General features: G+C 34.7%; 22 protein-coding genes and 1 riboswitch. Of the genes, 17 read left to right on the top strand and 5 right to left on the bottom strand.

Annotated elements, in window-relative coordinates; translation table 11 throughout:
• Both K1X44_06870 and K1X44_06865 read left to right on the top strand, forming a co-directional pair.
• On the top strand, positions 1-586 hold a 586-nt coding region (locus K1X44_06870), incomplete at its 5' end, for a thioredoxin family protein (protein ID MBX7147012.1).
• Between the two features lie 58 nt (positions 587-644).
• Complete coding sequence (locus tag K1X44_06865) at positions 645-1,124, top strand: peroxiredoxin (protein MBX7147011.1); 480 nt, start codon at positions 645-647, stop codon at positions 1,122-1,124.
• A 97-nt stretch (positions 1,125-1,221) separates the two neighbouring features.
• On the opposite strand, the gene rnhA is transcribed toward K1X44_06865, so the two are convergent.
• From rnhA to ispH, 3 genes are read right to left on the bottom strand one after another with little or no spacing between them, the layout of a single operon-like run.
• Positions 1,222-1,683, bottom strand: a complete 462-nt coding sequence (gene rnhA, locus K1X44_06860; GenBank protein ID MBX7147010.1) for a ribonuclease HI — start codon at positions 1,681-1,683, stop codon at positions 1,222-1,224.
• Positions 1,676-2,626 (bottom strand): homoserine kinase, encoded by a 951-nt coding sequence (locus K1X44_06855; protein MBX7147009.1) that lies wholly within the window; start codon positions 2,624-2,626, stop codon positions 1,676-1,678. The genes rnhA and K1X44_06855 overlap by 8 nt, the downstream gene beginning before the upstream one ends.
• 9 nt (positions 2,627-2,635) lie before the next feature.
• Complete coding sequence (gene ispH / locus K1X44_06850) at positions 2,636-3,577, bottom strand: 4-hydroxy-3-methylbut-2-enyl diphosphate reductase (GenBank protein MBX7147008.1); 942 nt, start codon at positions 3,575-3,577, stop codon at positions 2,636-2,638.
• 163 nt (positions 3,578-3,740) lie between these two features.
• Between ispH and K1X44_06845 the strand changes: the two genes are divergently transcribed.
• From K1X44_06845 to K1X44_06780, 14 genes are all read left to right on the top strand, one after another.
• Positions 3,741-3,980 carry a CDGSH iron-sulfur domain-containing protein gene (locus tag K1X44_06845; GenBank protein ID MBX7147007.1) on the top strand — a complete coding sequence of 80 codons (240 nt, stop codon included), beginning with the start codon at positions 3,741-3,743 and terminating at the stop codon, positions 3,978-3,980.
• Positions 3,977-4,522 carry a hypothetical protein gene (locus K1X44_06840; GenBank protein MBX7147006.1) on the top strand — a complete coding sequence of 182 codons (546 nt, stop codon included), beginning with the start codon at positions 3,977-3,979 and terminating at the stop codon, positions 4,520-4,522. The genes K1X44_06845 and K1X44_06840 overlap by 4 nt, the downstream gene beginning before the upstream one ends.
• A 28-nt stretch (positions 4,523-4,550) precedes the next feature.
• On the top strand, positions 4,551-5,021 hold the full coding sequence (locus K1X44_06835) for a hypothetical protein (protein ID MBX7147005.1): 471 nt from the start codon (positions 4,551-4,553) through the stop codon (positions 5,019-5,021).
• Between the two features lie 19 nt (positions 5,022-5,040).
• Positions 5,041-5,664 carry an OmpA family protein gene (locus tag K1X44_06830; GenBank protein MBX7147004.1) on the top strand — a complete coding sequence of 208 codons (624 nt, stop codon included), beginning with the start codon at positions 5,041-5,043 and terminating at the stop codon, positions 5,662-5,664.
• Between the two features lie 98 nt (positions 5,665-5,762).
• Positions 5,763-5,849: riboswitch (glycine riboswitch) on the top strand.
• A gap of 179 nt (positions 5,850-6,028) precedes the next feature.
• Positions 6,029-7,168, top strand: coding sequence for a glycine cleavage system aminomethyltransferase GcvT (gene gcvT, locus K1X44_06825; GenBank protein MBX7147003.1), 1,140 nt, complete (start codon positions 6,029-6,031; stop codon positions 7,166-7,168).
• Between the two features lie 12 nt (positions 7,169-7,180).
• Positions 7,181-7,552 carry a glycine cleavage system protein GcvH gene (gcvH, locus tag K1X44_06820; protein MBX7147002.1) on the top strand — a complete coding sequence of 124 codons (372 nt, stop codon included), beginning with the start codon at positions 7,181-7,183 and terminating at the stop codon, positions 7,550-7,552.
• Between the two features lie 4 nt (positions 7,553-7,556).
• Positions 7,557-8,900, top strand: coding sequence for an aminomethyl-transferring glycine dehydrogenase subunit GcvPA (gene gcvPA / locus K1X44_06815; GenBank protein MBX7147001.1), 1,344 nt, complete (start codon positions 7,557-7,559; stop codon positions 8,898-8,900).
• Positions 8,900-10,441: an aminomethyl-transferring glycine dehydrogenase subunit GcvPB gene (gcvPB, locus tag K1X44_06810; GenBank protein MBX7147000.1), complete on the top strand. Its 1,542-nt coding sequence runs from the start codon at positions 8,900-8,902 to the stop codon at positions 10,439-10,441. Before gcvPA ends, gcvPB begins: the two co-directional genes overlap by 1 nt.
• A gap of 140 nt (positions 10,442-10,581) precedes the next feature.
• Positions 10,582-10,884: a HigA family addiction module antidote protein gene (locus tag K1X44_06805; protein ID MBX7146999.1), complete on the top strand. Its 303-nt coding sequence runs from the start codon at positions 10,582-10,584 to the stop codon at positions 10,882-10,884.
• A gap of 171 nt (positions 10,885-11,055) precedes the next feature.
• On the top strand, positions 11,056-12,525 hold the full coding sequence (locus tag K1X44_06800; GenBank protein ID MBX7146998.1) for a helix-turn-helix domain-containing protein: 1,470 nt from the start codon (positions 11,056-11,058) through the stop codon (positions 12,523-12,525).
• Positions 12,526-12,538: 13 nt separating this feature from the next.
• Complete coding sequence (locus K1X44_06795; protein ID MBX7146997.1) at positions 12,539-13,084, top strand: methylated-DNA--[protein]-cysteine S-methyltransferase; 546 nt, start codon at positions 12,539-12,541, stop codon at positions 13,082-13,084.
• Between the two features lie 68 nt (positions 13,085-13,152).
• Positions 13,153-13,548 (top strand): DUF1761 domain-containing protein, encoded by a 396-nt coding sequence (locus K1X44_06790; GenBank protein MBX7146996.1) that lies wholly within the window; start codon positions 13,153-13,155, stop codon positions 13,546-13,548.
• Positions 13,549-13,572: 24 nt separating this feature from the next.
• Positions 13,573-14,418, top strand: a complete 846-nt coding sequence (locus K1X44_06785; GenBank protein MBX7146995.1) for a class I SAM-dependent methyltransferase — start codon at positions 13,573-13,575, stop codon at positions 14,416-14,418.
• 50 nt (positions 14,419-14,468) lie between these two features.
• On the top strand, positions 14,469-16,241 hold the full coding sequence (locus K1X44_06780; GenBank protein ID MBX7146994.1) for an ATP-binding cassette domain-containing protein: 1,773 nt from the start codon (positions 14,469-14,471) through the stop codon (positions 16,239-16,241).
• A gap of 52 nt (positions 16,242-16,293) precedes the next feature.
• Here the strand turns inward: K1X44_06780 and K1X44_06775 are convergent, their stop codons facing one another.
• Positions 16,294-16,632 (bottom strand): helix-turn-helix domain-containing protein, encoded by a 339-nt coding sequence (locus K1X44_06775; GenBank protein ID MBX7146993.1) that lies wholly within the window; start codon positions 16,630-16,632, stop codon positions 16,294-16,296.
• A gap of 35 nt (positions 16,633-16,667) precedes the next feature.
• Positions 16,668-16,928, bottom strand: coding sequence for a MerC domain-containing protein (locus K1X44_06770; protein ID MBX7146992.1), 261 nt, complete (start codon positions 16,926-16,928; stop codon positions 16,668-16,670).
• A gap of 695 nt (positions 16,929-17,623) precedes the next feature.
• Between K1X44_06770 and K1X44_06765 the strand changes: the two genes are divergently transcribed.
• On the top strand, positions 17,624-18,433 hold the full coding sequence (locus K1X44_06765; GenBank protein ID MBX7146991.1) for a class I SAM-dependent methyltransferase: 810 nt from the start codon (positions 17,624-17,626) through the stop codon (positions 18,431-18,433).
• Positions 18,434-18,516 lie beyond the last annotated feature (83 nt).

The raw sequence follows: 18,516 nt of genomic DNA, 5'->3' as shown, positions 1-18,516 counted from the left end.
GATTTATTTAATTAGTATTCAGATTGGATATCAAAAAACTATACAAATTCTTATTTATGTAAGCCTTTTTATCTGTTTATTTCTTTTTATAAAAAAAAGATTACCAAAATCAATTTTTATGGGCATTGTTTTAATTTTATCTGTTGGGTTGGGATATACTTTAATATCGATTACTTTATTTGAAAAAAATAATAAATTCCTGAAGGATGATATGTCGCAAAATGACCCAAAGTTATTAAACACCTGGGAAATTTTTGATCCTAATCTTTTGGATATATATCGCAAAGAAAAGCGTTTAGTTTTAGTTGATGTAACAGCAGCTTGGTGTTTAACCTGTAAGCTTAATGATCTATTTGTATTTAATAAAAAGGCTGTACTAGAAACATTAAAATCGCATAATGTTGTTATGATGAAAGCTGATTGGACGAAACCAGATAAAACAATAGCCAATTATATACAAAGTTTTGGAAAATATGGCATTCCTTTAACTGTTATTTATACACCTGAAAAGGTTAAACTATTGCCTGAACTTTTATCCTCAACTATACTTATGAAAGAATTTGGCTTTTCAAATGTAAGTAATTAAAAATAGTTTAATCAATCCAGAAAAATAACTTAAAAATTTATGAATAAGGAGAAGCATAATGATTAAAGTTGGTGATCAAATTCCTGAAGTAACCTTGTATATGATGAATAATGATAATGTTGAACCTGTTCATACACATAGTTTTTTTGCAGGTAAAAAATCCGTACTTTTTGCAGTACCTGCTGCATTTTCACCGACATGTTCTGCAAAACATGTGCCGGGTTTTTTACAGCATCACGACCAAATCAAAAGTAAAGGTGTTGATAATATTTCTTGTCTTTCTGTTAATGATGCTTATGTCATGAATGCGTGGGCTGAATCCCAAAAAACTGACCATAAAATTTCTATGCTTGCTGATGGAAGTGCAGATTTTACCAAGGCTGTGGATTTAGTTCTTGATGCCACAAATAGGGGAATGGGGTTGCGATCAAAACGTTATGCTATGATTATTGAAGATAAAATTGTTAAATCTCTTTTTATTGAAGTTCCAGGTGCTTTTGAAGTTTCATGTGCGGAATCGGTATTAAAATATCTTTAATCAAAATAATTCTGCGCTTTATATTTTTATTTAAGATGCAATGATATATTTAATAGATCATTGAATTTAAAATTAGATGATAATAATTTCTAAGATATTATGAATTGGTGCCCTGAAGGTCTTTGATGGCTTGACGTGCAAGGTAATCTGCACGTTCATTTTGAGGATGGCCGACATGACCTTTGATCCAATGCCAATTTATTTGATGTTTTTGGCATAACGTGTCTAACTGTTGCCATAAATCGATATTTTTGACAGGTTTTTTATTTGATGTTCGCCAATTATTTTTTTTCCATCCATGAATCCAATTTGTAATTCCTTCTTTAACATAAATACTGTCGGTATAAATGTTAACATGGCTAGGTTTTTTTAAAATTTCCAAAGCTTTAATCGGTGCCATTAATTCCATACGGTTATTGGTGGTTGACGTTTCTCCCCCTAAAATTTCTTTTTCTATATTTTTGTAATATAAAATTGCCCCCCATCCCCCGGGACCAGGGTTCCCACTACACGCCCCATCGGTAAAAATATTAATGATGTTTAATACGCTCTTATCCATTTACATAATCTTTATAAGAGGTAATTTTTTGATGAAAACAAAGAATATCCCAATATTCTTGGGGGTCTTTATAATGAACAAGGGGGCCTGCTTTACGAAATAACCAATCGGTCATCCGTGTTACAAAAAACCTTAAAGCTGCTGCTCGTGCCATGAAGGGTAGATATTCTTGTTCAATTTTGGGAAGAGGTCGTATCATTTGATAAGCATTTAAAAAAACTTGCCCCTTTTTACTATTAAATAAATTTTTATCAAAGCACCAAGCATTAAGACATATGGCTAAATCATAGATCAGAAAATCGGTACATGAAAAATAAAAATCAATAATCCCTGATACTGTTGATTCTTTAAAAAAAACATTATCCGGAAAAAGATCAGCATGGATAGCCCCCTTGGATAGATTTTGAGGCCAATGTGTTTTAAGAAATATTAATTCTTGGGTTATGTGGTTTTGTTGATCTGGTGATAAATGATGAACCCATTTAGTGATTAATTCTTCCCATGCGGATAATCCAAGATCATTGGGGCGTTGTCCGGAAAAATTAACTCCAACATTATGAAGGTTGGCAACAGTTTTTCCAACTTCTTTACAATGGTCAACAGTTGGGATGGTATAAGATTCACCTTCGATGAAGCTTATAAAACTGGCAGGGTTTTTAATAAAATTTCGATAATATAATCCGTTTCGGTCGGCAATAGGTTGGGCACATGGAATATCATGATTGGCAAAATAGTGCATAAGTTCCATAAAAAAGGGTAAATCTTTTTTTTTAACCCTTGATTCATAAAGGGTTAAAATATAAGAACTTTTTGTTGTTTTCACTAAATAATTGGTATTATCTGTGCCGGTGGATATTCCTGAAAAGGATAAAAGCTGACCCAAATCATAATGGGTCATAAAATGAATAAGATCATAAGATTCAATGTTGGTATAAACCGCCATTACTAAAGATTAGCTGTTGACAGCCCGCGGCAATTTAAAATGAACATGTTCCTGGGTTACGGTTACTTCTTCAATATTGACGTTAAAATACCCACGACAAGCTTGAATCACTTCTTCAACCAATACTTCGGGTGCAGACGCACCAGCAGAAATACCTAATTTGTTAACGTTGGCAAGCCAGTCCCAATCAATTTCACTTGCCCGCTGTACAAGAACAGCTTTAGGACATTGGGATGATAAAGCAACCTCTACCAGGCGCATAGAATTTGATGAATTGGTAGCCCCAATAACCATAAATGCATCGCATCGCGGTGCAATTGCTTTAACGGCAAGTTGTCTGTTGGTTGTAGCGTAACAAATATCTTCTTTTTTGGGTCCAAAAATTTTAGGGAAACGTCGTTTTAAAATGGTAATAGTTTCTGCGGCTTCATCAACAGATAAAGTTGTTTGGGTGATATAGGCAAGTTCTTTATCTGGCACCTCAATGGTTTCAGCAATTGTTGGATTTTCTATTAATGTAATTGACCCAGGTGGCAGTTGACCCATGGTGCCTATAACTTCAGGATGACTTTCATGCCCGATTAAGAGCATATGTCTGCCTGCGTTATAATGGCGTTCAGCCTCGCGGTGGACTTTGCTGACCAAAGGACATGTTGCATCAAGATAAACCATTTTGCGACGCGTTGCTTCAGCTGGTACAACCTTGGGTACACCATGGGCAGAAAAAACCACAGGTCTATCATCAGGAACTTCATCCAAATCTTCAACAAAAATGGCCCCTTTTTCTTCTAGGGTTTCGACAACAAATCGATTATGGACAATTTCATGACGAACATAAACGGGTCGACCATATGTTTCAAGCGCATGCTCAACGGCTTGAATGGCGCGTTCTACCCCTGCACAAAATCCCCGAGGAGCAGCTAAAAGAATAGTAAGAGAGCGTTGCGTCATGAAAAAACCTTTATATTTTTAGATTAGGGCAAAAAAGCTTGTTGTTTTAGTGAAGCTCAATTAAAATAACTTTATTATTTAATACTATTAAAAACAACTTAAAACAATATCATAGATCTACTTATTTGTGATATATATTTTTTAGCAATTGGAAATTAAATTAATGGATAAATCCCTTCAAAATCCTTATCCTATTCTGGTTGAAGCTGGCAAAAAGTATTTTTGGTGTGCATGTGGCCAAAGTCAAAAACAGCCATTTTGTGATGGGGCCCATAAAGGAACCACTATGACACCCTATATGTATGAGGCCCAAGAAACAATGACAGTTTGGTTTTGTGGCTGTAAAGCTACATCAACCCAGCCTTTATGTGATGGTAGCCACACTAAGGTTAATATATCATGAGAGATAGGATGAAAATTATTGGTAATCTTAGTTTGATTTTTGCGCTTGTTTTAGGATTATATGGATGCAGCCAGGATGATGAAGAACAAGCAGAACCTTTGGCCGGTTGCCCTACAGCTTTGGTTATTAAACAAGCGTCCCATCTTGTCCATTATGATGAAGGTCAAGATAAGGATCCCACAGATGTAAATTTTAAAGTAAGAATAGGCGATATTGACGGGGTATGTGAATTTAAAGATCGGGAAGCTATTATTACAATGGCGATACGCTTTTTTACAGAAAAAGGTCCTGCGAATAAAGATCAACAAGCAACCTTTACTTATTTTGTGGCTATTGTTGACCCCAGCCGTCATATTATAGATAGACAAAGTTTGGATTTACAAATCCCCTTTAAAGAAGATAAGCAATTTTCAGGTATGGAAGAAGAATTAGAACAAAGATTGCAAATCCCTGAAGGCGTTGATCCTAGCCTATATAAAATATATGTTGGATTACAAATCAGCGATGAAGAATTCCAACAAGCTATCCAGAATGTTCAATAATTTTATTAACTTAAATAAAGGTGATAATATGCTCATAAATTATATGCGTTTGGCTTTATTAACTGGATTGATCGTGATAGGTGTTTATTCCTCTAATCCTGCACAATCCCAATCCTTACCTTCGCATGATTATGAAATTGAAGGCATAGAGGTTCACATTGATGAATTAAAAAGAACAGCGGGGAATACTGTAACTTTAAGATGGTCTTATCATAATAAATCTGATGAACCTAAAGATATTACACCCAAGGGAACAGTCAAAGATGACAAATTGGCCCAGAATGTTGAACTTGTTGATATACCAGGTAAAAAGAAATATCTACCTTTGGAAGATGGCGTTGAAATTATAACCCGTAAATTTACGGATGATGTCATTATTCCAGAAGGTCAAACCTTAAAAACTTGGGTTAAATTCCCAGCACCACCCAAAGATGTTAAATCTATTGATGTTTATATTCCCAAAGTAGAACCTTTTGAAGGTGTGGCAATTCAAGAATAATTTATAAAGGGATAAAATAATGGTATCTTGGAATAAAGTTTGCAAAAGATGGGTAATTTTTTTGTTGTTTTTAATATCTACGCCCACAGCTTTATATGCGCAAACCCAACCTTATGGTGAGGATCCTGATGCCGTCGTTTTACCCCCTAAGGTTGAGCGAACAATTCTTGATCTTAAAGGTGAAATTGTTGATTTAAAAGCAGGTGATTCTGCCTTACTTAATCAAATGGATGGAATTAAAGTTGTTGATATGGGATTGGAATATCGCATTGAAATGGCAGCAGATTTGCTTTTTGATTTTGACCAATCAAAATTGCGTCCAAGTGCAGAATCAGCTTTGATAAAAATTGCAGAATTTATAGAGATACGTAAAAGCCCCGAATTACGAATCGAAGGACACACCGATGCCAAGGGTAAAAGAGATTATAATCAAAAACTTTCTGAAGCGCGAGCAACCACCGTGCAAGAATGGTTAACATCGCATTTGAAAAACTCTATTCCTATGCAAACTGTAGGTTATGCAGATACAAAACCTGTGGCGCCTAATACTTTTCCTGATGGAAAGGATAACCCTGAAGGAAGGCAAAAAAATCGGCGCGTCGAAATTTATATAACCAAATCAGCGGAAGAAAAAAAGGAATAATTTATATCTTTTTATAAGGATAAAATGTCTCTTTAAATTGGGGTTAAAATTCAACTTGACCAAATTCATCTTTTCTAGGCATGGTATAAATAATAACAGTATATTTTGTGGAAGAGATTGGATTAACCAACGCCGAAGGAGCAACCACCCCGGAAACTTTCAGGCAAAAGGACCGCAAAATTATTATTCTCTGGAAAATGGATTTATTAATCCTACCGACGAAGTAAGTTTTTAGTTTTTGATTTAAATATTAATTTCGAAAATTGAACATGAATCTTTCAGGTTCCAAGACAGAGGGGGTTAAAGTATGCTTTGTAGATAAAATATAAAGCTAACTTGGCCGATCTTTGTTGAGGATAATATGATGATAGAAAATTCTTTAAAAAATTCTTTGCTTAAAACCCCGCTTTATGATTTACACCAAGAATTAGGTGGTAAAATGGTTGAATTTGCTGGGTATTCTATGCCTGTGCATTATAAAGCTGGTATTTTAAATGAACATCTTCATACCAGAGATAAAGCAGGATTATTTGATGTATCACATATGGGGCAGATTACTTTTTCTTCCCTTAAAGGTATGCAAGATGCTGCTAAAATTTTAGAAAGTTTTATGACCATTGACATATCTTCTTTACAACCTTTTCAACAACGCTATGGGCTTTTGACAAATGATCAGGGTGGAATTATTGATGATACAATGGTCATCCATGCAGAAGATCATTATTTGATTGTAGTTAATGCCGCAAATAAAAAAAATGATTTTGACTATCTTTCCCAAAAATTGCCAGATCATTGCAAAATTGAATTACGTCAAGACCAGGCGATGCTTGCCTTTCAAGGTCCTATGGCTGCAAAGATTTTGACACGTTTTGTTACTGTTGATTTAACTAATTTTGTTTTTATGTCCGCAAGACCTTTACAGATTGCCCACATACCTTGTTGGGTTTCACGTTCGGGCTATACAGGTGAAGATGGTTTTGAAATTTTTGTACCCAACGATCAAGCTGTTATTTTGGCCAGGCAATTTTTACATCATCCTGAAGTTTTGCCTGTGGGTTTAGGTGCTAGAGATTCCTTAAGGTTAGAAGCAGGTCTTTGCCTTCATGGACAAGATATTGATCAAACAACCACACCAATTGAAGCAGGGTTATTATGGGCTGTATCAAAAAACAGACGTGATCAAGGTGGATTTCCTGGCTTTGCGATTATCAAAAATCAAATTGTGCAAGGCCCACCCAAACGCTTAGTCGCTTTGGTGATAGAGGGACGTATGCCGGCCCGTGCCCATGCCCTTATTCAAAATAAACAAGGTGATATTGTAGGTGAGGTGACAAGTGGGGGATTTGCGCCAAGTTTGAATTATCCTATTTGTATGGGATATGTCCATCATTCTTATAAAGAAATTGATACCGAGTTAGAAATTCAAGTACGGGATAAAACTTTAAAAGCGAAGGTTACAAAATTACCTTTCGTTCCCCATCGTTATTATCGTGGTTTAAATTAAAAGGAGAGAGTCATGAATTCTATATATTTTACCAAAGAACATGAATGGATAAAAATAATCGACGATACGGGGACGATTGGGATCACGTCTTATGCTCAAGAACAATTGGGTGATATTGTTTTTGTTGATTTACCAACGCCAGGTCAAAAAGTAAAACAAGGTAAAGAAATAGCAGTCGTAGAATCAGTTAAAGCCGCAAGTGAAGTTTATGCCCCAGTTGATGGTGAAATTATTGAAAGCAATACATCTTTGCAAGAAGAGCCAGGATTGGTGAATAGTGATCCGGCAGGCAAAGGATGGTTTGTCAAAATGCATATTTCTGACAAGAACCAATTGACTAATTTAATGACCGAAGAAGATTATAAAAACTTTATTAAAGGGTAATATTATGCGTTATCTTCCTTTGATTAATCAAGAACGCCAAGAAATGTTAAAAAAAATTGGTGTGTCATCAATTGATCAATTATTTGCGGATGTTCCACAAGAAGCCCAATTATCAAAACCTGTCAATTTACCTTTTCATCAAAGTGAAATGGAAGTTGAGCGTTTTATGGGTCATTTGGCCAGAAAAAATCTTGGTACAAGCAAGGTGCCTTCCTTTTTAGGGGCAGGGGCTTATCGCCATCATATTCCAGCTGTGGTTGACCATCTTATTCAGCGGGGGGAATTTTTAACATCATATACACCCTATCAACCGGAAATCACCCAAGGTACGCTTCAATATTTATTTGAATTCCAAACCCAAGTTGCTTTAATTACGGGTATGGATATTGCCAATGCATCAATGTATGACGGGGCAACATCGATGGTTGAAGCCATTATGATGGCCAATCGTTTAACAAAGCGAGGTAAAGCTATTATTACAGGATCGGTCCATCCTCATTATTCTGAAACAGCAGAAACCTATGCCAAATTCAATGGGTTTGAAACTATGGTGCTTCCGCCAGATATTCATAATACACAACAGGTGCACACGCTCTTAACACCAGAAATTTCATGCGTGGTTGTTCAAAATCCAGGATTTTTTGGCCATTTAAAAGATTGGTCAGATCTTGCAACCCAATGCCAAAAAGTGGGAGCTTTACTTATTATTGTTGTAACGGAAATAGTATCACTTGGTCTTTTAAAGTCCCCTGGATCAATGGGGGCTGATATTGTGGTGGGTGAAGGGCAATCGCTGGGAAATGGTCTTAATTTTGGTGGACCTTATTTGGGATTATTTGCTACCCGTGAAAAATATTTAAGACAAATGCCAGGACGTGTTGCAGGGCAGACAGTTGATATTGATGGACGGCGTGGGTGGGTTTTAACTTTATCAACGCGGGAACAACATATCAGACGAGAAAAAGCAACAAGTAATATTTGTACCAATTCTGGCTTATGTGCCTTGGCCTTTACGATACATTTAACATTATTAGGTGAAGAAGGATTTCATCGTCTAGCGAAACATAACCACGCACGGATTTTGGATTTGGTTAAGGCTTTAGAAAAATTATCCTCGGTAAAAATTTTAAATACAAGCTTTTTTAATGAAATAACAATAGATTTAAAGCAACCCGCATCACCCATTGTTGATCAACTTGCTGCCCAAGGTATTTTGGCAGGTGTTCCAGCATCGCGTCTTTATACAAATAATGCGGATGTTAAAAATCTTCTTCTTGTTTGCGCTACAGAACTTACGACCCAAGATGATATAGATATTTTTGTACAAGCTTTGAAGGAAATTTTATAATGCAGGACACTCATAAGAAAGCATTTGATATGACAGCAGATTTAAATAGCCATGCGAATACCCAAACCGGGAATCGTGGATTACAAATTGAAGAACCTTTAATTTTTGAACAAGATTCAATGGGTCATTGTGGGGTAGATTGGCCTGATTTTCAATTATCCCATGATCATTTAGGAAATTTGCATAGATCTAAACCCATTGGGTTGCCTGGCTTATCGGAACCCCAAATTGTTCGTCATTATACAAGATTAAGCCAGAAGAATTATGCGATTGATATGGGATTGTATCCTTTGGGGTCATGTACGATGAAACATAATCCAAGACTTAATGAAAAAATTGCAAGGTTGCCGGGTTTGGCGGATTTGCATCCTTTACAACCTTTGGATACGGTTCAGGGTGCTTTGGAAATTATGGATCGCTTAGCCCATTGGTTAAAGGTTTTAACTGGTATGCCTTCTGTATCTTTATCCCCTGCTGCTGGGGCGCATGGAGAGCTTTGTGGGATGATGGCAATTAAAGCTGCCCTTGATCATAGGGGTGAAAAACGTCATAAAGTATTGGTTGCTGAATCGGCCCATGGCACGAATCCCGCCACAGCGGCGGCTTGTGGGTTTGATGTTGAAGCTATTCCCGCAGGACCTGATGGGCAAATTGATTTTGATTTGTTACTCCAAAAACTAACCCCTGATGTTGCAGCCTTGATGCTAACCAATCCTAATACATGTGGTTTGTTTGAAAAAGATATAATCAAAATTGCTAAAGCACTTCATGATATTGGGGCTTTCTTTTATTGTGATGGGGCAAATTTTAATGCAATTGTTGGCAAGGTACGTCCAGGTGATTTGGGTATTGATTGTATGCATATTAATTTGCATAAAACATTTTCAACACCGCATGGTGGGGGTGGACCTGGAAGTGGACCCGTTGTTTTTTCTGAAGCCTTAGCCCCTTTTGTACCATTACCCTATGTTATACGTGATCAAAATAATAAATTTTGTTTAATAGAACACAATGACGATGGTCATTCGGTTGGTAGGCTTAAAGCTTTTCATGGACAAATGGGTATGTTTATTCGGGCTTTAACCTATATGTTAAGCCATGGCGCAGACGGATTAAAACAAGTAGCCGAAGATGCAGTTTTAAATGCAAATTATATTCTTGCCTCTTTAAAAGATATTTTTACCCCAACCTATAACCGTTTTTGCATGCATGAAGTTTTATTTGATGATCGATTTTTGGATGGAACTTCGGTTACAACCTTGGATTTTGCTAAAGCGATGATTGATGAAGGATATCATCCTATGACCATGTATTTTCCTTTGGTTGTGCATGGGGCGTTACTTATTGAACCTACCGAAACAGAAAGTAAAGAATCACTGGATCAATTTATTGCCATGATGCGCCATTTGGCTATTCAGGCCAAAAATGGGAATCAGGATCTGTTTAAAACTGCACCTTGTTTGACACCACGGCGTCGTTTGGATGAAACATTAGCGGCACGAAAGCCTATTTTGCGTTGGGTACCTGAGGCAAATCACTAAATTTAGTATAATGATGATCTAAATTGTAGGACGTCTCAGGAAAAACATTAATTTTTAAGAAATAGTTTTTGTGTAATTGTAAAATCTTAATTTTTTTGCTATACTTACCCTTCATATTAACAATAGATATAGGAAAAATAATGGCTAATAAATCATCATCACCATCAACGGTTTTGCATCCAGGTAAGGTTTTAAAAAAACAATTTCTTGATAAAATTTCAATTAGCCAAAATGCTTTGGCTGATGAAATAGGTGTAGCACGCAATCGTGTGCATGCAATTATCAGAGGACAACGTTCTGTAACAGTTGATACGGATCTTAGATTATGTAAATTTTTTAAAGTATCAGAAGGGTATTTTTTAAATTTACAAAATCTTTTTGATCGCCAAAAAGTAAAACGCCAATTACAAACCGCCTTAAAAAATATTAAACCTTATAGATAATTTTTTATAAGGATTCTATAAAAATAGGGTTAATTGAAAAATCAATCAACCCTATTTTGTTTAACAATTTTAAAATCCCAATAATTCTATTAATTACCTTAAAAACTTTATAATATATCTGTCCGAAAACAGCGAGTATAATTTGTTTTTTGTCATTATGATGGATATATGATGAATGATAATTTATGGTATCAAGCTTTAAGATCACGTGACATAAGGTTCGATGGTTTATTTTTTGTGGGGGTCACCACAACGGGTATTTATTGCCGGCCTATTTGCACAGCCCGTACGCCAAAGAAACAGCATTGTCGTTTTTTCTCTCATGCGGCGGCGGCAGAAAGTGAATATTTTCGCCCCTGTTTACGGTGTCGTCCAGAAATTGCGCCTGCTTATACGCCTTGGAATGCACATCAAAATCTTGCTTATCAACTTGCTCAATCAATTCGTGAAAATTTTCTTAATAAAGATCATTCCTTGGATGATTTAGCATCTGAATTTAATCTAAGTACCCGGCATTTAAGACGTATTCTGGTAAAAGAATGGGGGGTATCTCCTGTTCAATTGGCGCAAACTTACCGGTTGCTTTTGGCCAAACAACTTTTATCACAAACCAATTTGCCCATTATTGATATTGCCTATGCTAGTGGTTTTTCAAGTTTGCGACGTTTTAATCATGTATTAAAAACCCATTATCATCTGACACCTACACAATTACGCAAAAATTTGGAACCCCAAAAAATACAAACCCATGGATTTAAACTTAGCCTTGGATACCGCCCCCCTTTGGCGTGGCAACAATTATTGCAATTCTTATCCCACAGAGCGATTAAGGGAATAGAATATGTTGATGATCAAAGTTATAAACGAACCCTAGATATTGATGGGCATAAAGGTTGGGTTCATGTAACTCATGCTCCAAATGGGTATTATCTTGATGTTGAAATTTCTTTTTCTCTTTTACCCGTTTTATCAAAAACGTTAAATTTGCTTCGAGATTTTTTTGATTTGCGGGCACGACCTGACATTATTAATGCGTATCTTAACCAAGATAAAAGATTAGCAAAAATTATTCAAAAATATCCAGGGGTGCGTGTTCCCGGAACATTAAATATATTTGAATTAATGTGGCGTGCTGTTTTGGGTCAAAAAATAAGTGTAAAAGCCGCAACCACATTGGCATCACGGTTGGTCGAAAAATTTGGATCAAAATTTACAACCCCCTTTCAGGAATTGGTTCAACTATCACCTGATCCAAAAATTTTAAAGACATGTGAGCCCGACCATCTAGCAGATTTAGGTATTGGGTTTCCAAAAGCAAAAATAATTATTGAGTTAGCAAAATTATGTGCAAATGATGAAACACATTCTTTTAAATTCAATAATTTAAGTAATTCAGAAATTTTTATTGAAAGAATTTTAAAAATATCGGGAATTGGTCCATGGACCGCCCATTATATTGCAATGCGTGCTTTTCGTTGGCCAGATGCCTTTTTAAGGGATGATTTAATCGTCTGTCGTATGGCGGGTGCCACTGCAAAACAATTGGAAAAATTATCTGAAGTTTGGCGTCCATGGCGTGCCTATGCTGTTATGTATTTTTGGCTATTGGCGGCAGAGCCAGATTTAGTATCTAAGAACTGAAAGGAAAAAAATAATGTCTTCTACATTCTATACAAAACTTCAAAGTCCATTGGGTGATTTATTAGTTATATCAGATGGTAGATTCTTAACGGGTCTTTATTTGCCCAATCAAAAATTACTTAGGCAAAAAATATCTGGGCAAAAAATATCTGGTCAAGAACATTCAATGGCTCAAAACGATACTCATCCCTTTTGGTCTAATGTAAAGCATCAATTAGATAATTTCTTTTTAAAGGAACAATTTGTTTTTGATATTCCCGTTCGTCCAAAGGGTACAGAATTTCAGCTCAAAGTATGGAAAGCTTTACAAACCATATCCCTTGGCCAGATCTTGACCTATAAAGAATTAGCTTTGATGATTAATCACCCTAAAGCTGTACGTGCGGTTGGATTTGCTAACGCTTGTAATCCAATTTCTATTGTTATTCCATGTCACAGAGTTATAGGATCAAATGGTCATTTGACAGGGTATGCAGGTGGGCTTTCAAATAAACAGTGGTTACTTAATCATGAAAAGCACATGATCCATTCCAAAGAAGAATTTAAAATTGTTGCATAAAAAGAGATAGGCCTTTTAATATTTATTAGTTAAAATCATTAATATTATTTCCTAATTAAGGAATAAAAATGGGCATAAATTTACTGATAATTTTGGGTGCTTCTTTATCTGTATTTTTGTTGGGTGGATTATGGTATTCACCCCTTATGTTTGGACATGCCTGGCAAGAAGCCGAGCAAGAAAATAATTTAAAAACTAAAAAAGGTCATGGGGTTAAGGTTTTTATTTATGCCTATGGATTTGCGTTTTTTGCTGCTTTAGGATTTGCATCTTTTTTACCCGCAAATTTTTCTTTTTTTGACTCTTTGATGACGGGGTTTTTAATTGGGCTATGTTTTGTAGGGTCATCTTTTGGTATCAATTATCTTTTTGCAGGGCGAAGTTTTAAATTATTTTGGATTGATGCAGGGTATCATCTATGCCAATTTACCTTGTATGGGTTAATTTTTGGATTGTGGCGTTAGATATTTATTTATTAATTTATAAATATGACCAAACAATTCCTTTATCACCTATCTCCTTTAAGCCAAAATTTTGCGGAATGTGTTAGATCTGCCGAAACATTAATTTTATATGAAGCGACCTTAATATGTCAGTTACGGATTGCTGGTCCAGAAATTATGCAGCATGTTAAAAAATTTTCCTCCTGGAAAAAAATTAAAAATATTCTAGAGGTTGGGTGTGGACCAGGAGAGGGCGCAAAGAAATTATCAGAGTATGCGTTGCTTCAAAATAAAAATTACACAGGTATCGATCTTGAACCCTATTTTATTGATCAGGCACGTTATAAAAATTTGGGGTCGAATATAAATTTTATCCAAGGTGACATATTTACCTATACCCAAAAGGGTTTTAATGCACTTTTGTTGATTGCCGTTTTGCAGCATCTTGGTGATATTCATTCTGTGGCTTTAAAATTTCGTGACCTTATAGATAAGGATGGATATGTTTTTCTCTTTGATACGTTGCCAGGATCAACGATTGATCGTTTTGAATTCAATCCTTCTATACCCCAAATTGCCCAAATGTATGATAGTATTTCGTACCAAAAAACATTGGGTAAAAGAAATAATATGTGTCTTGTTGAATTTAAAGAACAAGCATCAAAATTGGGATTTAAGGTTATTCATCAAGAAAGAATAGAAATGACAGTTTTACCAGAATTACGTGAAGATTATATACGATCTATTTTTCTTGCGAGCGAACTGATTAAAAGAATGTATCAGGTTGATATAGATCAAGACGATCTTTTAAATCGTCTTCTTTACTGGTTATCTTCAAATGGTACAGCAATTCTTCGGGGATGGGGTAAATTGATTCTTCAAGCAATTTAGGTTATAGATAAAAATCTAAATACTTTTAAAATTACCGTTAGTATAAATTGATGAAAACGTTATTAAGTTGTATTGATATTCATTATACGGTTGGGTTGCGTGTTCTGTTTGATAATCTTAATCTTACGATCGGTCAAAACCAGCATATTGGATTGGTTGGACATAATGGATGTGGGAAATCAACCTTGCTTTCAATTTTGGCAGGTACGTTAGAACCAACATCAGGAAAGATTACAAAAAAACAGGGTTTAAAACTATCAATTATTGAACAATTTCTACCCGCAGGGCTTCAAGAAAAAACGCTGATTGAGTGTATTTTAGATATTGCTCCAAAAGATGAACGGGAACAACTTTCCTATAAAGCGGATATCTTGCTTGAAGAAATGGGTTTCCTTAAAACCAAAGATTCGCAGCAAGCAAAATCTCTTTCGGGGGGTGAAATCAACCGGTTAATGTTGGCACGCGCTCTTATGAATGAACCTGATCTATTATTACTGGATGAACCCACCAATCATCTTGATCTTGAAACACAGATTTTTTTTGAAGAATATTTTGGGAAAAAAATATCTTGTGCCTTTTTGGTGGTCAGTCACGATCGAACTTTTTTAGATAAAGTGACAGATCATACAATTTTTTTACGTGATAAAAAAATCTATTCATTTCATTTACCTTTTACCAAGGCACGCGACCAATTACGTCATCATGATATCGCGGCAGAAGCTACACGAAAAACTGAAGAATTAGAAATTAAAAGATTAACCCAAAGTGCCAAACGCATGGCAGAATGGGGTAAGGTTTATGATAATGAAAAATTAGCAAAACGGGCCAAGGCCATGATGAAACGTGTGGAAGCCTTAAAAGACAATATAACTTTTGTAACGCGTGATCATGCAGCGGATCTTCGCCTGCAAACCCAAGATACGAAGGCTAAAAAGCTTTTAACAATTAAAGATTTTACGGTAAAAATTGATCAGAATGTTTTATTTCAATTGGATAATTTTTACGTGCGTCCCGGGGACCGGTTGGCTCTTTTTGGTAAAAATGGATCAGGTAAAACTACTTTCTTGCAGCATTTGATGAAGGCTTATCAACACCCTGATGCCTATCCAAATGTGCGTTTTAATCCTCAATGTAAAATAAGCTATTATGATCAAAATTTATCTTTCAGCCAGTATCAAGAAACTTTGTTTAATCTTTTGCACAAACGGACAAAATTAAATAGCCAAGCTTTGCATCATGAATTAATTAATATTGGCTTTACCTATGATCGGCATGAACAACCCATTCATACATTAAGTGGGGGGGAGCGGGCACGGTTGATGTTTTTGTTGATCAAATTGGAAAGACCAAATTTATTGATTTTAGATGAACCCACCAACCATATTGATATTGAGGGTAAAGAAAAATTAGAACAAGAGGTTTTGGAAAATAATCCTGCTCTTATATGCGTAAGCCATGATCGGCATTTTATTACAGCCCTTGCCAATCGTTTCATGCTTATTGATAAAAAGAAATTAATCGCGCTAGATGATATCGAAGATTATTATAAAAATTTGACGCCTTTTACAGACACAGTAAAAGAGATTAAGACGCATCATAAAACTAATATATCCAAGAAAAAAAATAATGATATGGATGATGGATCTGAATTAACTCAGAATTCTGATCCAGATTTATTGCTAGAAGAATTGGTAGGATTAGAAGAAAAGTTAGAGGCCGATCAACAACGAAAACTTTCCCACCAAAAACCAAACTTACAACGCGAATGGTCAGCGCGCATCCAAGAAATTTATAAAATATTGGAAGAAAAGAAAAATTTATAGATTTAATATATTTAAACTTTTAGTAACATTCACATATTAACATTTTGTGTTGCTATTTATTCGTTTTAACTGATTTTTGTGATATAGGGTTACAAATAGGATTACAAAGACCATTGCAGCAGTTTTCAGTTAAAAAAGAAATTAAATCAGTCATTATTGCAAAATTTGCTGAGTAAAATAAAAAACGACCTTGTTGGCATGCAGATATAAGCCCTGTATAAGTCAGTTCTTTAAGATGAAAAGACAAAGATGAATTTGGTATTTTGGCTAGTTTGCTAATTTTTCCTGCACTTAACCCATCAGTACCATATTGGATAAGAAGACGAAAGATTTTAAGTCTTGATTCTTGGGCAAGAGCCGCTAAGGCACCAATAGCTTTTTTTGTTTCCATATTTAATACAAAAATTTTATCTATTATTAAAAGTCTTAATTTTTTTCTGTGCCACAATTACATTTAATAGGTGTATGGCATTTTGATGATTTTTTTTTCATAAATATTACGCCACTTACTGTAATAGTAGTTAAAGCTAGAAAAATTAAAATATATCTTTCTAAATTATTTTCTGCAAATGAAAATATTCCCAGTGTAGTACCAGTACCAAACAATAATGGTACTGAAATTGGTAAAGTGCAACCAATAATGCATAATATTGATAATATATTAAATGCCTGAAAAGTTTTATTCATGATATCTCCTATTTAAATTGTTTTATTATATTTCTATATTTCCACATATATAGAAATATAGCAAGTATTATTTTGCCTATTTAAATAAATATTAAAATTAATTCAAAAATTAAATTTTTATAAAATAAATGGCTTTATTTTGCTAAAATAACACATCACATTATACCAGAACGGTGATTATCGAGATTTATATTTTTAGCAGAGAAAGAATAGTTTTTATTATATGCTCATTATTGGCAATTATGATCCTAATCGCCCCATTCTAATAAGAATGCAAATTCTCCCTCAGAATAGATATTTATCATTTGTATGATATGAGAGACTATTATATTTTACCAATACAGCTGAAGATATTAAAAAATATCATAAAATTGATAAAACGAAAAAAGGAAATGATAATAGATATAATCTATCAGAATTAAATCAAAATTCTGATCTAGATTTATTATTGGAAGAATTGATAATTCTGGAAGAAAAATTGACGGCTAATCAACAATGCAAATTTCCTATAAAAAACTTAATCTGCAACCTTAATAGTCTCAGTGTATTTAAGAAATTTATGTGATGTTGGAAGAAAAATTTTCTAATAAATAGAATAGATTTTCAAAAAAAAATATTTTAATATTCATATATTATTTGAAAAATATATTTTTATAAACTGTTACATATAAATATAAATTTATTAAGGAGAGTTTATGTCTAGTCAAGTTGATCTTTATAACAGCACATATGGTAATTTTGAAAATGATATTATGGCTGAAATACGCTGTGAAACGTATGGACAAGATATAGGTCAGAACAGCTGGATTACAGTAGAAGAATATGATCAATTTTATAGTTGGTTAAATTTTTCATCTGATATGAATAAGAAACAAGTATTAGAAGTGGCAAGTGGTTCTGGTGGACCAACACTTTATTTGGCTGAAAAATATAAATGTCAAATCACAGGTATTGATATTAACGAACAGGGATTGAATCGTGCACAACAAACAGCGCATGATTTAAAGCTATCCAATGCTTCTTTTAAATTTACTGATATGAATAAACAGGTACCTTTTAATGATAATTCTTTTGATGGTATTTTGTGTATGGATTCAATGAATCATTTTGTTGATCGTTTACATGTGCTACGTGAATGGTATCGTATTCTTAAACCAAAGGGACGTGTTGTGTTTACCGATCCTGTTGTAATTACCGGTTCTGTTTCAAATAGAGAACTTGCCCTACGTAGCAGTATAGGTTTTTTCATATTCGTACCGTTATCTGATACCAAAGATTTTATCAATAAAGCGGGATTTAAACTTCATCTTTGCCAAGATGTTACAGGAAACATTGAACTTACATCGTCTCGTTGGTATAAGGCACGGCAATCACGGTGTGATCAGCTTATAAAAATTGAAGGCGAAGAACGTTTTAACGGATTACAAAACTTTGCCAAAACGGTTCATCACCTTACATCAGAACGACGATTATCTAGATTTGTATTTTTGGCAGAGAAAGAATAACTTTCATTATTAGTAATATTAATACCAATCACACTAGCTCAATAATTGTCCATTATTTATAATTAGATAGGTGTTTATGGCTG

The sequence above is a fragment of the Alphaproteobacteria bacterium genome (assembly GCA_019695395.1).
In the GTDB taxonomy this organism is placed as follows: domain Bacteria; phylum Pseudomonadota; class Alphaproteobacteria; order JAEUKQ01; family JAIBAD01; genus JAIBAD01.
The sequence above is the reverse complement of the archived record's forward strand: the minus strand, read 5'-3'. Positions and strand labels throughout refer to the sequence as shown.

Coding starts and splice junctions, on each gene's coding strand:
- K1X44_06865 (MBX7147011.1), top strand. CDS start 645: ATGATTAAAGTTGGTGATCAAATTCCTGAAGTAACCTTGTATATGATG.
- rnhA (MBX7147010.1), bottom strand. CDS start 1,683: ATGGATAAGAGCGTATTAAACATCATTAATATTTTTACCGATGGGGCG.
- K1X44_06855 (MBX7147009.1), bottom strand. CDS start 2,626: ATGGCGGTTTATACCAACATTGAATCTTATGATCTTATTCATTTTATG.
- ispH (MBX7147008.1), bottom strand. CDS start 3,577: ATGACGCAACGCTCTCTTACTATTCTTTTAGCTGCTCCTCGGGGATTT.
- K1X44_06845 (MBX7147007.1), top strand. CDS start 3,741: ATGGATAAATCCCTTCAAAATCCTTATCCTATTCTGGTTGAAGCTGGC.
- K1X44_06840 (MBX7147006.1), top strand. CDS start 3,977: ATGAGAGATAGGATGAAAATTATTGGTAATCTTAGTTTGATTTTTGCG.
- K1X44_06835 (MBX7147005.1), top strand. CDS start 4,551: ATGCTCATAAATTATATGCGTTTGGCTTTATTAACTGGATTGATCGTG.
- K1X44_06830 (MBX7147004.1), top strand. CDS start 5,041: ATGGTATCTTGGAATAAAGTTTGCAAAAGATGGGTAATTTTTTTGTTG.
- gcvT (MBX7147003.1), top strand. CDS start 6,029: ATGATAGAAAATTCTTTAAAAAATTCTTTGCTTAAAACCCCGCTTTAT.
- gcvH (MBX7147002.1), top strand. CDS start 7,181: ATGAATTCTATATATTTTACCAAAGAACATGAATGGATAAAAATAATC.
- gcvPA (MBX7147001.1), top strand. CDS start 7,557: ATGCGTTATCTTCCTTTGATTAATCAAGAACGCCAAGAAATGTTAAAA.
- gcvPB (MBX7147000.1), top strand. CDS start 8,900: ATGCAGGACACTCATAAGAAAGCATTTGATATGACAGCAGATTTAAAT.
- K1X44_06805 (MBX7146999.1), top strand. CDS start 10,582: ATGGCTAATAAATCATCATCACCATCAACGGTTTTGCATCCAGGTAAG.
- K1X44_06800 (MBX7146998.1), top strand. CDS start 11,056: ATGAATGATAATTTATGGTATCAAGCTTTAAGATCACGTGACATAAGG.
- K1X44_06795 (MBX7146997.1), top strand. CDS start 12,539: ATGTCTTCTACATTCTATACAAAACTTCAAAGTCCATTGGGTGATTTA.
- K1X44_06790 (MBX7146996.1), top strand. CDS start 13,153: ATGGGCATAAATTTACTGATAATTTTGGGTGCTTCTTTATCTGTATTT.
- K1X44_06785 (MBX7146995.1), top strand. CDS start 13,573: ATGACCAAACAATTCCTTTATCACCTATCTCCTTTAAGCCAAAATTTT.
- K1X44_06780 (MBX7146994.1), top strand. CDS start 14,469: ATGAAAACGTTATTAAGTTGTATTGATATTCATTATACGGTTGGGTTG.
- K1X44_06775 (MBX7146993.1), bottom strand. CDS start 16,632: ATGGAAACAAAAAAAGCTATTGGTGCCTTAGCGGCTCTTGCCCAAGAA.
- K1X44_06770 (MBX7146992.1), bottom strand. CDS start 16,928: ATGAATAAAACTTTTCAGGCATTTAATATATTATCAATATTATGCATT.
- K1X44_06765 (MBX7146991.1), top strand. CDS start 17,624: ATGTCTAGTCAAGTTGATCTTTATAACAGCACATATGGTAATTTTGAA.